Below are 14,200 nucleotides of genomic sequence, written 5' to 3' on the forward strand. Positions count from 1 at the left end.
CGAGCGCGGGCGCCACGCTCACGGCTGCGGGGTGAGATAGCCGCCCATGGTCTGGAAGTAGTCGGAGGCGGCGTGCTCGGTGCCGTCATCGGTGCGCAGCCGCCTGACGACCAGCCCGGGCCTCCGCCCGCTCCGGGCATCCGCGCCGGCGACGATGACGACCCCGTCCCCCTCGCGGATGAAGACACGCCCCGGGGTGCCGCCGTAACGGGCCCGCGACACCGCCGCCGACACGATCCGGATCCGCTCTCCGCGGTGATGGGTGAACGCGTTGGGATACGGATCCGACTGCGCGCGCACCAGCCGCTCCAGATCCTCCGCCGGCCAGTTCCAGTCGATACGGCTGTCCTCGACGGACCGCTTGTGGAAGAAACTCGCCCTGCCGCGATCCTGCGGGACCCACTGTGCCCGGCCGGAGGCGATCAGGTCGAGCGCGTCGTGCACGATCGGCTCGATCAGGTCGAGCGTCCGGTGGAACAGGTCGGTGGCGGTGTCGTCCGGTCTCACCCGCACGGCCCGTTGCAGCACGACGTCGCCCATGTCCAGCTCGGTGTTCATGCGGTGCGCGGTGACCCCGACCTCCCTCTCCCCGTTGATCAGGGCCCAGATCAGCGGGGAGAACCCCGCGTAAGCGGGAAGCAGCGAGTCGTGGACGTTGAGCGTGCCGTGCGGCGGCGCGTCGAAGATCTCCGGCGGTAGCCAGGTCCGCCAGTTGTTGGCGACGATGATGTCCGGTGCCGCGTCGCGGAGCGCGCGCAACAGTTCGTCGTCGTCGGGCCGGTAGCGCAGCAGCACCGGGACGTCGTGTTTCTCGGCGAGTTCGGCGACCGAGTCGTCCCAGATCCTCTCGTAGACGTGGTCGCTCCTGGGGTGGGTCACCACTAAGACCACCTCGTGGTCGGAGTCCAGCAGAGCCCGCAGCGTGCGATGGCCCCAGGTCTGGTAGCCGAACATGACGACCCGCATAGTGGACCCTCTCCTCGGTATGCATTATTGCAAGGCAAGGCTAACCTTATTTATGGTGTGACGCACAGGGTCACCTCCGGGCGGGCCGGCAGTCTGGGCCCGGTACTCGGGTCGGCGTCACCGGGGGCGAGGTAGCTCTTCGCAGCCAAGGTGACGGTGTGTGATTCGCAGAAATGACCAGTTCCGCGAGAGCTCACGACCATCCGGCGCACGTCCGGTTTGTCCTCGATCTCCGTTCTCATAACCTCTCGCAAAACCGCCTTCCAACAGCACCCGCGATAGGTTTTGCGACATGACCGAGCTCGCGGCCCCGGCCGCCGCTGTCGAACAGTTCGATTGCCCGATGTGTGAGGCGTCTGCGGGCAGCACCTGCCGGACACGGGGCGGCAAGGTCGCATCCAAGTACCACACGCCGCGCTTCATGCTGGTGCCGCGGTTGCGTACCGAGTTGGAGGTGCGCACTCCCGCCAAGCACGGGCCGCCCGGCCGCGTCTGGCAGGTGGGACCGGCCCTGGACGCTGTGGCGCCGCCGGCCGCGAGGAGGCCGACCCGGGTGGCTATGCCCGGTGCAGCACAGCGCAGCAGGAGCTGGACAGTCAGCTCGACGCCCTGAAGGCGGCGGGCTGCGAACCGATCTTTGCCGAGAAGATCAGCACGCGCATCAAGCCGCGGCCGGAGTCCGCCCGCGCGATGGACCACGCCCGCACGATCAAGCAGGCCGTCCCATATCAGCGCGTGATTTTCACGGTGCACGAGATGATGCCGGGCAGGGATATCCGGCCTGGTCGCCGACGAGCACCACGGCGATCGTCGCCTCGGCCGAGGATCCGGGCACCAGGCGGACCATGTCGCCCGGTCGCGCTGAGGCCGGCTCGTGAGGATCGGCCGGCGCGAGCGGCTACCTGACCAAGGACGTCCGGCCCGCCGCCCTGGCCCAGGCCGTGTGCGACGTCGCCTCCGGCGCGTCGGCGCCGGCCCCGGGGTCGCCGCGACTGTCCTTGATCTCGTACGGCGGGTGCCGATGCGGAGGACGGCGGCCCTGGACGGCCTCACCCCGCGCGAGGCCGAGATCTTCGGCCCGCTCGCCCGCGGCAGGTCCAACAGCGAGATCCGCGCGGAACGGGTACTGAGCGAGAACACGGTGAAGCCGCACGTCCGGGCCGTCCTGCAGAAACTGGACCTGCGCGACCGCGTACACGCGGTGATCCACGCCTACGAGAACGGGCTCGTCGCTCGCCACGAATTCCATCCTAACGGGCGGTACCAGGTTCACCCCTTCGGGTGAGGCCGGACCGATCCCGCCCGGCCTAGCTTCGAGCTTGTGCGTTTCCCACGTCTCATATCTCTCAGCGTCGTCATGCTCGTCGGCTGGACAGCCCAGGCCTATGCCGGTGACCAGGAGCTGATCGACGACTACCTCTCCGTCTACGGCACGCCGGGCGTCGCGGCCGCCGTGATCGACGGGTCGTCCGTCGAGACGATCGTCCGCGTCCGGGATGAGGACGACAACGCGGTGACTCCCCGGACGCCGTTCCGTATCGCTTCCTTGAGCAAGCCGATGACGGCGACGGCGATCATGCTGCTGACGGACCGATTCTCCGTGGACGACCCGGTCGTCAAGGTTCCCCCCGAGTTCAAGATGGCCGATCCGCGCTACACCAAGATCACTCATCGGGCTAGATCCTCGCGCCCGCACGAAACGAGGTCATCATGACTGCGTCCCCCACGCGCTCCAGTTCCGCCAGATCAACTGTTATCGATGTCACGTGGTTCTTCGCGATCGCCGTCCTGCTGTGTTTCGCGCTGTCCGTTCCGATGGTCTTCCGGCTGGTCCCGACGGACTTCTACAACCTGATCACTCCGATCCTGCAACTGACCCCGCTGCTCGCAGCGATCATCATGTGGCTTGCCCGACGACCCGGAACGTTCCGAGAGACGTTCGCCACCAAGTGGCGCGGCACACCCAAGTGGGCCGGCATCGGCATCGGCCTCATCGCCGCGATCGCCGCGATCCAAACCACCATCGCACTGGCATTGGGGATCTGGCAGCTCAATCCGCTTGACCAGATCTTCGCGGCGACCATGTGGATCGTTCCGGTCCTCCTCATGCAGTCGGTCTTCGCCATCGGCGAAGAGTTCGGCTGGCGCGGCTGGCTGGCGACGCGCGCCGCGTCATGGGGATTCTGGCCGCTGGCCCTTGTCAGCGGTCTGGTCTGGATCGTCTGGCACCTGCCGGTCCTCGCCGTCATCGGCGATCGACCACCCTGGGACATCGTTATCTACTTCGCGGGCATGCTGCCATGGGCGCCGCTGTTGCTCGCACTTCGCCGGCGGTCGGGGAGTGTCTGGCCCGCGGTTTTGACGCACGGAGCGATCAACAGCGTCCGGGTGTACCTGCTGCAATCCGTCCCCAACGCGACGGATCACCTGCTCATCGAAGTGATCGGCTGGGTGCTCACGCTCGCCGCCGCCGTGTGGCTGATGCGCCCGAGCCGGGCGCAGCTCGTCCGCGAGTCTGTTGAAGGTTAGGTTGATTCCTGCCCGGCGGCAGTTTCTAGGCCTTTCAGGCCATCGAGTCGATCTGGGCCCTCGGCCTCGCCGCCGTACTCTTCACCGCCACCGTCTGGATCGTGCGCCGCCGCACCAGCTGAGGCCGTCAGCGCTCGCCGGGGAAGTGGTCGCAGCTGCGGAAACGACCATTCCTGCGAACCGCCCGGCGCAGCCGACTCGATCTAAGTGCAACTCACGGGTTGCATCGGATGGGGTAGATGTGCAACTCTGAAGTTGCATCAAATGGCGACACTGAAGGAGCTACCCCATGAGCGCGGATCGAATCGAACGCGAAACCCTGATCGAGGCGTCCCTGGAGCGGGTCTGGTCGCTGGTGACCGAACCCGGGTTCTGGGTGGCCGACCCGGCGAGCCCGCCGGGCACGGTGGCCAGGGAAGGAGAGTCGACGGTGGCGAAGAACGCCGAGTACGGCGACTTCCCGGTGCGCGTGGAGAAGGTCGAGCCGCCGACGTACGTGGCCTACCGCTGGGCCAGCGCGTTCCCCGGGCAGGAACCGCGCGAGGACAACAGCACCCTGGTGGAGTTCACGTTGACCCCGGAAGGCGACAAGACGCGGCTGCGCGTCGTCGAGAGCGGGTTCGCGACGCTGGCCGGCTCGGAGGAACTGCGCGGCCAGGCGGTGAAGGACAACCTCGGTGGCTGGCCCCAGGTGCTCGACGCGTTCAAGACGCGTGCCGAAGAGTCATCCGTGTGATGGGCGAACGTCGCGGCGCCGCCGAGGCGGTCGACGGCGTCCTCGCCGCGCTGGCCGACCCGATGCGACGGCGGCTGCTTGACCTGCTCGCCGCACAGGGCGAGGCCACCGCGACGACACTCGCCGAACGACTTCCCGTCTCGCGGCAGGCGGTGGTCAAGCACCTCGGTGTCCTGGATGCCGCCGGGCTCGTTTCCGGCGGCCGGATCGGGCGCGAGGTGCGATACACGGTGCGGCCCGCGGCGCTGGACGCGACGGCGCGGTGGATGGCAGCGCTGGCGGACGACTGGGATCGGCGGTTGGCGACCATCAAGCGCGTCGCCGAGGCAGCGGAACGGGATTCGCGCTAGCACTCCGTGTTTCCCGGGTCAGAGTGCGCCTGTATGCGCGGGGCCGTGTCGTGCTCTTCCCCGCGCGGATCGTTTCGGGGCCAGACCCCGAATGCCGTCGGGTAGCGGATGGTACCTGCGGGGACCGGGCACGTGGGATCGAAGGCGAGCGCCATCATGTACTCATCGGAGACGTCGAACGGTGGCCGGATGGCATAGCCCGAAGCCGGGGTGAAGCCGAAGCGGGGATAGTACTCGGCGTGGCCGAGGACGAGCACGAGGTTTTCACCCTGTTCGCGGGCGGCTCGCAGGGCGGCGTGGATGGCGGCCGAACCGGCGCCCCGCCTCTGGTGGCCGGGCCGGACGGCGCACGGGCCCAGGGCGAGGGCGGGGACGTCGCCGACGTGGCACCGGGTGAGGAGCGCGAATCCGGCGATGGTCCCGTCGGGGGCCTGGGCGAGCCAGGACAGGCCGGGAAGCCATGCCGCCGGGTCGGCGCGCAGAGCCTCGACCAGGTCGGCCTCCTCTGAGGTGGGAAAGGCGGCGAGGTTGACGGCGCGGATCGCGGCGAGGTCGGCGCCGGTCTCGGCGCGGGTGATCCAGGCGGTGTTCGTGGCGGTGGTCATGGCGGTGCGCGGGTCCGTTTCCGTACTGGTGGAGGGGCTGGTCCGCGGCGTCGTACCGCGAGGCGGCCGGAGAGAGGGGCGGGAGACGCCGATCCGCCGGTCGGCATCCCTGGCGGGTCCGGCGGGCATCGTGATCAGTCTTCCCTGGAACGGCGGGTGCGGAGCGCGCGTATTTTGTGCCGGTTGCCGCAGTGCTCCATGGAGCACCAGCGGCGACGGCCGGGCCGCGAGGCGTCGACGTAGATCAGATGACAGTCCTCGGCCGCGCACACCCGGATACGGTGCGCGAGGGGACCGGTGAGAAGTTCGACGGCGTCACGCGCGACGGTGGCGAGCAGCTGCGTGCCGCCGGCGGTCCCCGACCACCGCCGGTTTCCATCCGGTCCGATGACGGGTGCCAGGGGTGACTGGGCGGCTGCTTGATTGACGACCTCCAGATCGGCGCGTGCGGGCGGCTCGCCGCGGGTGCGGGCGACAGCCGCCCGAAACAGCGCGTCACGCAGCCGGCGCGCGTCGGTCACCTCGGTGTCGGAGATCTGCAATTCCGGTGTCGGCGTCAGCCGCGAACGCCCTGCCCAGGCGGCCAGGTCAGCGGGCCGGTGCAGTACCTCGTATCGGCGGTAGGGGCCCGGGCCGCCGGTGGTGAGCAGTTCCAGGCACAGGGCGCCGGGGTCGAACCGGTAGGCGACACCGGTGTGGGAGTACAGCGTGAGCCCTCGGGTTGCGACGGAGTTCATGTAACCAATATAACTAGTTACATGGCATTGAGCTGGAAACTTGTCGTCGACAGCACGAACGCACCCGTACTCGCGGACTTCTGGGCCGCGGCGCTGGGCTACGAGGTGGAAGACCCCGGCGCGCTCATCGAGCAGCTGCTGGCCGCCGGCCACATCGATGAGGAGGCGGTCGCCGAACACCGCGGCCGCAAGACCTTCCGCGGCTACGCCGCTATCCGCCACCCCGAGGATCCGTTCGACGAGACCAGCGGCATCGGCCGCGGGCGGCGACTGCTCTTCCAGGACGTCCCCGAGGGCAAGGCCGGCAAGAACCGCCTGCACATTGACGTCCACGGTGAGCCCGGTGGCCTCGACAAGCTGGTAGAGCGACTGGAGGACCTGGGGGCGACTCGCGTCCGCGAAGTGAACAAGGGGCCCGCCGGACAGTGGTGGATCATGCGGGACCCGGAAGGCAACGAGTTCTGCGCCGCGTAGGACCTTGACGACCGCAACCTCCTCTCCCGAGTCTCGGCGGCCACGGATGATCCGTCTTGCCGCCACGGCACGGGGCCGTACGCCGGTCGCCGGCGCCGACCGGCGGGGCCCGGAATGCGCGCGGGCGTGAGGTCATGGTGGACGCGCTCCTCGGCGAGGTCAGGGCGGTAAGTCGTCATGGACGACTTACGCTTGTCATCATCTTGACAAAGCTCGCGGGCAGCCCTGGGACGAGCAAAGGAGTAATCCATGAACCGCCTGAAGGACAAGGCCGCGATCATCACCGGCGCGGGCAGCGGGATAGGCCTGGCCGCGGCGGAGCTGATGAGCCGCGAGGGCGCCCGTGTCCTCGTGGCGGATTACGACGCCGCGTCGGCCGAGAGTGCCGCCGGCGCCATCGTCGAGGCGGGTGGCCTGGCGGTGCCGTGCACGGTGGACGTCACGGACGACACGTCCGTGGGCGACATGGTGGAGGCGGCTGTGCGCGAGTTCGGACGGCTGGACGTGCTCTGCAACCACGTGGGCGGGACGGACCCGCGCAAGGACCTGGACCTGCTCCGCCTCGACCTGGAGGAGTTCGGCCGGGCCGTCGACCTCAACATCCGCTCCACCCTGACGGGCTCCCGGAACGCCGTCCCGCACATGATCCGGGCGGGCGGCGGCTCGATCGTCAACACCGCCTCGGTGGCCGGTCTGGTCGGCGACGTACTCCAGATCTCCTACGGAGCGGTAAAGGCGGCGGTCATCAACATCACCAAGTCCATCGCCGTCCAGTACGGCCCCCAGGGCATCCGCTGCAACGCGGTGGCCCCAGGAGCGATCATGACCCCGGCGCTTCTGGACAACCTTCCCGCCGAGGTGATCGAGGCGCTGAAGGGGTACAACGCGCTTCCCTACCTTGGCGCTCCCGAGGACATCGGTTACACCATGGTCTTTCTCGCCTCCGACGAATCCCGCTATCTGACCGGACAGCTTCTGGTGGTGGACGGGGGAATGACCAGCCAATCCCCCGCCGCTCCTGGACGCCGCGCGATGCTCCCGACGGCATGACACCTTTCGGCCAGGTCATTCCCGGTTCACGGATCAGGCATAATCTGCAAGAAAGGGCCTAATGCCGCGCTCCCCTTTCTGCCTTCACCAGAAGCGGTTATGAGATATGAACTTCCTGGAAAGCTCAAGAAGCGGGCCCTCTTCCCTTTTCGCGTACTGCGCGATATTCCTGGCAGGACAGGCGGCCGGATCCCGGCGGCTCATGGAAAAGACGGAAAAGAGGGCACCATGGACAACCCGGCCGCCCCCGCGCGGGTGCAGGAGACCGGCGCGGCGGCGAAGCAGCCCGGTGGCGAACAGGGGTGGTACGTGGACGGCCGTTGTACGAACTGCGACGTCGCCCGGCAGCTCGCCCCGGGGTTGATCGGTGAGGCCGACCGCCGTTCGGTGGTGCTCCGCCAGCCGTACGGCGAGGCGGAGACCAGGCGGATGCACGCGGCCGCCTTCGCCTGCCCCACCCGCTCGATCCGTCACTCCTCCCGGGCTCTGGACCCGGGGGCGGATCCCTTCCCGCTCACTCTCGACGACTCCGTTCATCTGTGCGGGCACAACTCCCGGCACACCGCGGGAGCCAACTCCTACCTGCTGCGACGCCCGTCCGGGACCATGATGATGATCGACACTCCGCGGTGGGACCGTGGATTGGCGTCGCGGTACGAGACGCTGGGACCCGTCACCGACGTGCTGCTCACGCACCGCGACCACGCCGCGCACGGCCGCCGCTACGCCGACCGCTTCGGCGCCCGCCTGTGGATCCACGAGGGCGACCTCGATGCCGCGCCGGACGCCGACCGGGTGATGCGGGGCGTTGACCCGGTCGAGATCGCCGAGAACGTCATGGCGTACCCGCTGCCCGGACACACCCGGGGAAGCGTGCTCTACGTCGCCGACGAGCGGTACTGCTTCAGCGGCGACAGCTTCTACTGGTCGCGCACCACAGCGGATCTCGAAGTGGCCGAGAGCGTCACCTGGTACTCCATAGAGGAGTTGGCCGCCTCCCTGGCCCGCACAGCCGGCCGCCTCCGCTTCGAGTGGCTCCTTCCAGGTCATGGTGACCGCAGGCGGCTTCCGGCCCGCGAGATGTCCCGGCGGCTGAGCGAGCTCACGACACGGACGCGGGCGCTCCGGCCCCGGCCCGTCGACCTCTCCGCCCTGCGATGGTGAGTGCCGGCCGAGCCGATCCTCCGCGGTCATCGTGGTTCCGGAACGGCGTCGCGGCGAGCCCGGGTGACCAGTGTGAATCCGGCCGTCAGCGGGGTGAGCCCGATGCCGCTCACCCATGCCGGCGCCCGAAGGTCCCAGGAGGCGATCGCGCCGCCGGTCAGCGCGCCCAGGGGGACGGCTGAGATCGACAGCGTGCGGGCGGCGCTGTTGACGCGTCCGAGAAGCCCGGGCGGGACCAGGCGCTGACGCAAGGTGACCGACAGGACGTTCCACACCGCGAAGGCGCCCCCGGTACCGCCCCAGGCGACCGCGGCCGTGACGGGAGTGGGCAGGACCGCCAGCGTCAGGTCGATCAGCGCGCACACCGCCAGGGCCGCCACCTGCAGTGTCCAGCGGTCGAAACGGCGGACCAGCAGCGGCGTGATCACCGCTCCGGCGACGCCCCCGACGGCCCCCGCGGCGAGCACCACACCGTAGCCGGCCTCGCCGACTCCCATGGGGCCCGTGGCCAGCAGGACCAGCGTGGCCTCCCAGGTCATCGTGAGGAAGGTCAGCGCGGCCCCGGCCAGGACGAGGGTCCTGACCGGATGAGGGCGCAGCAGCCAGCGCATGCCGTCGGCCATGTCGGTCAGTACGGCTCTGGCGCCCCGCCCGGAGTCAGCCGGCGGTGGGGCCGCGGTACGAGTCCCGGCCAGCAGCGCGACCGCCACGACGAGGGCCGCGGTGTTCAACCCGAAGGGCAGGGCGAGGGCTGCGGCGAAAAGCACGCCACCCGCCGCCGGGCCGATCAGGTCCTGGCCGACGCGCTCGGCGGTGACCAGCGCGCTGTTGGCCTTCTCCAGGCCGGTGTCGCCAACAATCTTGGGCACGAGAGACTGGGCGGCGTTGTCGTAGGCGGCCTCGCCCACGCCGAGCAGGAAGGCCACGCCGTATACAAGGAGCATCGAGCGGACGTCGGCCAGCAGCGCGGCGGTGAGCAGGAACAGCAGGGCGGCGCGGCCGACGTTGGCGACCACCATGACCGCCTCCGGACGACTGCGGTCGATCAGCGCCCCGAGAGGCAGGCCGAACAGCACCCAGGGCATGAAGGAGCACGCGGTCAGGCCCGCGACCAGTACCGGGTCACGGGTGAGGGTGGCGGCCAGCAGGGGCAGGGCCACCACCCGGATGCCGTCGCCCAGGTTGGACAGGGCCGCGGCGGCGACGACGCGGGGGTAGGCGTTCATACGGGCCGGGCGAGGGCGGCGGCCAGCCGCCCGCGCGGCGCGGGTTCGGGCAGGGCCGCGTGCCTGGCGATGACCTCGCAGGCCAACCGGCCGGGGTCGGCGGTGCCGAGGAAGGCGATCAGGAGAGCGATCCGGTCCTTGGCCTGGCCGGTCAGCGCGTCGGGGTCGTCGCCGAAGCGCCACGGGAAGGTCTCCCGGAGCCGCTCGTCTCCGGCGGCTGCCCGGTCCACGAGCTGGTGCATGACGTCCGCCCAGGTGGGCGGGGTGTCGCCACTGAAGGTGATGTGCACCGACGGCTCTTCGCCGGTCCAGGCGTCATGTACGACGCCGCGCGGAATGTAGAGGGAATCGCCGGGGCGCAGGGTCAGCTCGGCGATGACGGGGGTGTCGTAGCGCTCGCCGGGTTCGGGCAGGGTGCGCGGCCGGCGCTCCGGCGGGGCCTGCAGGCGCCAGTGCTTGGTCCCGTGCACCTGGCGGACCAGGACGGACATGGGGTCGTAGTGCGGTCCCGCACCGCGTGAGCCGGCTGGAGTCAGGTAGGCGCCGGCCGACAGCGGCACGCCGAGCTCGGCCGACAGCTCCGCGCAGAAGTCGGCGATGGTGGGCGCGTAGCGGACCAGTCCGCGCAGCACGACGGTCGCGCCCCCGGCGACCTCGCGCAGAATGGCGTGCGGGTCTGCGACGCCGTCGGCCTGACCGGCGGCGGTGCCGGTGCGGTGGGTGAAGCGCGCGGACGGTAGGTACGCGCCGTCGCGCAGCAGCCGGAGATAGGGGATGCGCAGGCCGCGGTTGACGATGAGGTCCTCGGCCAGCGCCAGGCCGAAGACGTCGTCGAAGCCGCCCAGCCCGGTGCAGTGCAGGACCTCGGCCTCCCAGGCGGCGCGGAGCCGGTCGGTGTCGTCGACGAGGCGGTGCAGGGCCATCGGTCAGCTCCCTTGCAGGCGTACGGCGGGCGGGTCGGTGAGCGCGAGATGCGGGCAGAAACGGGTGGCCCTGGCGGCGAGGTCGCCGAGATCGAGGAAACCCCGGTCGTAGAGGGTGGGAGCGAGATCGGGGGCCTTCCAGCGTCGCAGGCAGAGCCGGGTCAGCGTCTGAGGGGAGATCCGGTCGAGGTGCCGGCCGCGCTCGGCCAGGGTCGCGTTGAGCGTGTCGGCGGCGGCGGCGAGTTCGCGGATCCGGTGGGTGCCGGGCAGCGGGCGGATGGCCTCGGTGAGGGCGGGGATCGGTGCCAGTCCGGACCGCCAGCGGTAGGACCGGACCAGGACGAGCGCCACCGCGCGGACCAGACCGCCGTCCGCAGCCGGATCCTGATGGATGGTCGTGCCGGTTCGTGGGCGCTCTTCTGGATCGAGCCAGCGGGTCCAGGCTTGGGGAAGCCCCGGGTGAGGGTTGTGCGAGCCGTTCGGCGAGGGGAACAGGCCGCGCCGCCGGGCCAGGCCGAACGCGTGGTGGCCGAGCTCGTCGAGGTCCTCGGCGGCGGATCCGGTGATCAGCCGCAGGATCACATGACGGTGCAGTTCGGGATAGTCCTCGGCGTAGAGCTGGGCGGCCGAGACGAGGACGGTGTCGTCGGGATACGCGGCGCGGCGCCAGCGTTCCATGTGGGTGGTGACGGGGGCGGGGCGCCGCCGGGTGGAGGTGCCCGGCAGGTTCCGGGCCAGCCGCCGCAGCAGCGCCAGCGCGTCCTGCGCCTTGACGTCCCAGCTGAGGGCGGGCGCCGCCGTGGTCCGGCGGAGGGTCTCCAGGGCGTTGCCGGAGACGCCTGCGGTGGTGGTGAGAAGCCGCCGCCATGTTCGTTCGGTGAACGGTAGTCTCCGCGCCGCCTCCAGCAGGCGGGTCTCGTCGGCCGGGCCGATCGCGCCGCGCCGTCGCAGCCTGCGTAGTGCCACCCGGACGGAGACCAGGGCGACGGTGTACGGCCGGGCGCCGGCGTCCGGGTCGGCGTGTACCAGCGCCACCTCGTCGTCGCGGTCGATCAGGCCGCTGGAGTAGAGGCGGTGGACGACGCCGTGACCGACCATTCCGAACGGGCCCAGCTCCGCGGCGCGCAAGGCACCCATGCTGGCCGCGCCGTACACCTCGGCCCCCCTGCCGAGGAGCGCGCAGATCTCCTTGTGCCGCACCGAGGCCGACTGGAGGAACTGGCCGTCGACGACGGCGACGCGGTCGCCGGGGCCGGCGTCGCAGGCTGTCAGGTCGCCGTGCCGTACCGGCGGATGCAGGATCGCGCCGGGCAGCGCCTCGCGTGCGGCCTCGGCGGGCAGGGACGGGCCGAGGTAGAGGTGGTCGGTCATGCCGGGCGTCCCGCGCTGACGTCGGCGCGGGAGTCGAAGGCCAGTCCGGGGGCGACGACCTTGACGACCGCGATGCCGGTGGGGCTGGGAAGAACGACCCGCACGGGCTCGTGACCGGTGCGCTCGGCGATGTGGTGCGCCAGGACGCGCGCGTCGGCGGTGAGGTCGGCGGCGCTCGCCGAGCGGCCGTTCCAGGGGACGGGCGTGCCCAGGTCTTCGCGGGCGGTTCCCGCCGAGGCCCGGTAGAGCAGTGCGGGCAGGTCGTCGCGCGCTCCGGCGATCGCGGTCAGGCGGCTCTGCGCGGCCTCGGTCAGTGCCCGGCACAGCGCGATCGCGGGGTCGAGGTGGCATCCGGCGCCGGTGAAGGTGACGGGTAACGCCTCGGAGCGGATGCGGGCCTCGAAACCCGCATGCCGGTACCACGCCCGGCCCCTCGGGGACGCGTTGGCGGCCTCAGGCGGAAGCGGGGGCGAAAGGTCCTCGGCCGGCAGGACCTTGGTCTCTACGGAGATCTAAGACTTCGGGGTGGGATGAGGGCGAAAAGGAAGAACCGCCGTGAGCGGAGGATCCGCCCGGGAAGCGCCGGTGCCGGTGGATGATGACTGAGGGGCGGATCGTCGTGAGAGCCGTTCACATGAGGGGTTCACAGCCCGCCGGGCCGCCCCGTCGCCCCCCGTCGGACACGTACCGATCATCCCGGTCATGCCTTATGGCCCCGCTCGCACGCAAACAGCCTCACGTGCCGGGCACAGCGAGACGCGCCGCGGCGCCGCATGGGCGTGAACCCGCGGACAGGAACGGACGAAAATGAGTACCGACAGAGCCAATCGGAAAACTCCGAGCGATTTCAGCCGCGGGCCGGCGCTGATGCTGACACTGGCCACCGTGGGGTTCGCGGTGAACTTCTGGGCGTGGGCGCTGCTCAGCCCTCTGGGCCCAAGGTTCAAGGAGCTCCTGAGCCTGTCGGCCTCCCAGCAGGCGCTGCTGGTGGCGGTCCCGGTGATCGTCGGCTCGCTGGGCCGCATTCCTGTCGGGGCGCTCACCGACCGGTTCGGCGGCAGGGTGATGTTCCCGCTGATCTCGGCCGCCACCATCGTCCCTGTCCTGTTCATCGGCGTGGCCGGGCAGACCTCGCTGGCGGCGCTGCTGGCCGGCGGGTTCTTCCTGGGGGTCGGCGGGACGGTGTTCGCCGTGGGCGTGCCCTTCGTGAGCGCCTGGTTTCCCCCCGAGCGCCGCGGCCTGGCCGTCGGAGTCTTCGGCATGGGGATGGCCGGCACCGCGATCAGCGCCCTGACCACGGTCAAACTGGTCAGGGCGGGCGGCCCGGCCACGCCCTTCCTGCTCACCGCGGCCGTGCTGACCGTCTACGCCATCGTGTCGGGGCTGTTCCTGCGGGACGCGCCGGGCCGTACGGCGCCGACGCAGTCGACCGCCGCGCGGCTGGTCGCCGCCGTAAGGCTCCCGATCACGTGGCGGGCCTGCATCCTGTACGCGGTGGCGTTCGGCGGCTACGTCGCCTTCTCCGTCTACTTGCCGGTCCACCTGCGGTCGGCCTACGGACTGGAGCAGGCGGACGCGGCGAACCGGATGGCGGGCTTCGTGCTCGTGGCGGTCGTGATGCGCCCGGTGGGGGGCTGGCTGTCGGACCGGATCGGGTCGATCCCGGTGCTGGCCGCGGTGTTCACCGTGGTCGCGTCCTGCGCGGCGGTGCAGGCGTTCACGCCGCCGCTGATGTTCCTGGGCACGGCCGCGTTCTTGGCCATGGCCGCGGCGCTCGGCGCCGGCAGCGGGGCGACCTTCGCGCTTGTCTCCCAGGTGGCCCCGGGCGACAAGGTTGGTTCGGTCACCGGCCTGGTCGGCGCCGCCGGCGGCCTGGGCGGGTTCGTTCCGCCGCTGGTGATGGGCTTCGTCTACGGCCGTTTCGGTTCCTACGGCCTGGGCCTGGCCCTGCTGGCCGGGGTGGCGGTGCTGACGTTGGCCGTGGTCCGCTCAACCGCCCGGGGTCACGCGGCCGTGCCCCCGGCGCCGTTGGTCTCCTCACGGTGAGGTCGGCACGGTGAGGTCGGCAC

Annotated in this window: 16 protein-coding genes and 1 pseudogene; 10 read left to right on the forward strand and 7 right to left on the reverse strand. The window is 70.6% G+C overall.

Features of this window, described 5'->3' with window-relative positions:
• Positions 1 to 18 precede the first annotated feature (18 nt).
• Complete coding sequence (locus tag ABZ194_RS09925; RefSeq protein ID WP_355594337.1) at positions 19 to 966, reverse strand: methionyl-tRNA formyltransferase; 948 nt, start codon at positions 964 to 966, stop codon at positions 19 to 21.
• Positions 967 to 1,458: 492 nt separating this feature from the next.
• On the opposite strand from ABZ194_RS09925, the gene ABZ194_RS09930 reads away from it, so the two are divergent.
• The 6 genes from ABZ194_RS09930 (at position 1,459) to ABZ194_RS09955 (ending at position 4,581) form a co-directional block, all read left to right on the forward strand.
• Positions 1,459 to 1,872, forward strand: coding sequence for a recombinase family protein (locus ABZ194_RS09930; protein WP_355594582.1), 414 nt, complete (start codon positions 1,459 to 1,461; stop codon positions 1,870 to 1,872).
• A gap of 37 nt (positions 1,873 to 1,909) precedes the next feature.
• Complete coding sequence (locus tag ABZ194_RS09935) at positions 1,910 to 2,251, forward strand: LuxR C-terminal-related transcriptional regulator (RefSeq protein ID WP_355594339.1); 342 nt, start codon at positions 1,910 to 1,912, stop codon at positions 2,249 to 2,251.
• Between the two features lie 36 nt (positions 2,252 to 2,287).
• Entirely contained in the window at positions 2,288 to 2,680 is a 393-nt protein-coding gene (locus ABZ194_RS09940) for a serine hydrolase domain-containing protein (RefSeq protein WP_355594341.1), read from the forward strand.
• Entirely contained in the window at positions 2,677 to 3,495 is an 819-nt protein-coding gene (locus tag ABZ194_RS09945; protein ID WP_355594343.1) for a type II CAAX endopeptidase family protein, read from the forward strand. Before ABZ194_RS09940 ends, ABZ194_RS09945 begins: the two co-directional genes overlap by 4 nt.
• Before the next feature lie 289 nt (positions 3,496 to 3,784).
• Positions 3,785 to 4,231 carry an SRPBCC domain-containing protein gene (locus tag ABZ194_RS09950; RefSeq protein WP_355594345.1) on the forward strand — a complete coding sequence of 149 codons (447 nt, stop codon included), beginning with the start codon at positions 3,785 to 3,787 and terminating at the stop codon, positions 4,229 to 4,231.
• Positions 4,231 to 4,581, forward strand: a complete 351-nt coding sequence (locus ABZ194_RS09955) for a metalloregulator ArsR/SmtB family transcription factor (protein ID WP_355594347.1) — start codon at positions 4,231 to 4,233, stop codon at positions 4,579 to 4,581. The genes ABZ194_RS09950 and ABZ194_RS09955 overlap by 1 nt, the downstream gene beginning before the upstream one ends.
• A gap of 83 nt (positions 4,582 to 4,664) precedes the next feature.
• Here ABZ194_RS09955 and ABZ194_RS09960 read toward each other — a convergent pair.
• Positions 4,665 to 5,186, reverse strand: a pseudogene (locus tag ABZ194_RS09960) (N-acetyltransferase); the annotation flags it as partial.
• Positions 5,187 to 5,320: 134 nt separating this feature from the next.
• Positions 5,321 to 5,923: a CGNR zinc finger domain-containing protein gene (locus tag ABZ194_RS09965; RefSeq protein ID WP_355594349.1), complete on the reverse strand. Its 603-nt coding sequence runs from the start codon at positions 5,921 to 5,923 to the stop codon at positions 5,321 to 5,323.
• Positions 5,924 to 5,944: 21 nt separating this feature from the next.
• On the opposite strand from ABZ194_RS09965, the gene ABZ194_RS09970 reads away from it, so the two are divergent.
• The 3 genes from ABZ194_RS09970 to ABZ194_RS09980 all read left to right on the forward strand — a co-directional run bounded on the left by ABZ194_RS09970 (position 5,945) and on the right by ABZ194_RS09980 (position 8,611).
• Complete coding sequence (locus tag ABZ194_RS09970; protein WP_355594351.1) at positions 5,945 to 6,397, forward strand: VOC family protein; 453 nt, start codon at positions 5,945 to 5,947, stop codon at positions 6,395 to 6,397.
• A gap of 249 nt (positions 6,398 to 6,646) precedes the next feature.
• Positions 6,647 to 7,447, forward strand: a complete 801-nt coding sequence (locus ABZ194_RS09975) for an SDR family NAD(P)-dependent oxidoreductase (protein WP_355594353.1) — start codon at positions 6,647 to 6,649, stop codon at positions 7,445 to 7,447.
• A gap of 228 nt (positions 7,448 to 7,675) precedes the next feature.
• The gene (locus tag ABZ194_RS09980; protein WP_355594355.1) at positions 7,676 to 8,611 is read left to right on the forward strand and encodes an MBL fold metallo-hydrolase; all 936 of its coding nucleotides are present in this window, start codon (positions 7,676 to 7,678) and stop codon (positions 8,609 to 8,611) included.
• A gap of 26 nt (positions 8,612 to 8,637) precedes the next feature.
• On the opposite strand, the gene ABZ194_RS09985 is transcribed toward ABZ194_RS09980, so the two are convergent.
• The 4 genes from ABZ194_RS09985 to ABZ194_RS10000 are packed head-to-tail and all read right to left on the reverse strand — an operon-like array spanning position 8,638 to position 12,643.
• Positions 8,638 to 9,837, reverse strand: a complete 1,200-nt coding sequence (locus ABZ194_RS09985; protein WP_355594357.1) for an MFS transporter — start codon at positions 9,835 to 9,837, stop codon at positions 8,638 to 8,640.
• On the reverse strand, positions 9,834 to 10,760 hold the full coding sequence (locus ABZ194_RS09990; RefSeq protein ID WP_355594359.1) for a cupin domain-containing protein: 927 nt from the start codon (positions 10,758 to 10,760) through the stop codon (positions 9,834 to 9,836). The genes ABZ194_RS09985 and ABZ194_RS09990 overlap by 4 nt, the downstream gene beginning before the upstream one ends.
• 3 nt (positions 10,761 to 10,763) lie before the next feature.
• Entirely contained in the window at positions 10,764 to 12,131 is a 1,368-nt protein-coding gene (locus ABZ194_RS09995; RefSeq protein ID WP_355594361.1) for a TfuA-like protein, read from the reverse strand.
• A complete protein-coding gene (locus ABZ194_RS10000) occupies positions 12,128 to 12,643 on the reverse strand; it encodes a YcaO-like family protein (protein ID WP_355594584.1) in 516 nt (171 codons plus the stop codon). Before ABZ194_RS10000 ends, ABZ194_RS09995 begins: the two co-directional genes overlap by 4 nt.
• Positions 12,644 to 12,938: 295 nt before the next feature.
• Here ABZ194_RS10000 and ABZ194_RS10005 point away from each other — a divergent pair, with 295 nt between their 5' ends.
• Positions 12,939 to 14,177: an MFS transporter gene (locus ABZ194_RS10005; RefSeq protein WP_355594363.1), complete on the forward strand. Its 1,239-nt coding sequence runs from the start codon at positions 12,939 to 12,941 to the stop codon at positions 14,175 to 14,177.
• The last annotated feature ends 23 nt before the right edge of the window (positions 14,178 to 14,200 follow it).

It is taken from the genome of Streptosporangium sp. NPDC006007, assembly GCF_040614315.1.
In the GTDB taxonomy this organism is placed as follows: Bacteria; Actinomycetota; Actinomycetes; order Streptosporangiales; family Streptosporangiaceae; genus Streptosporangium.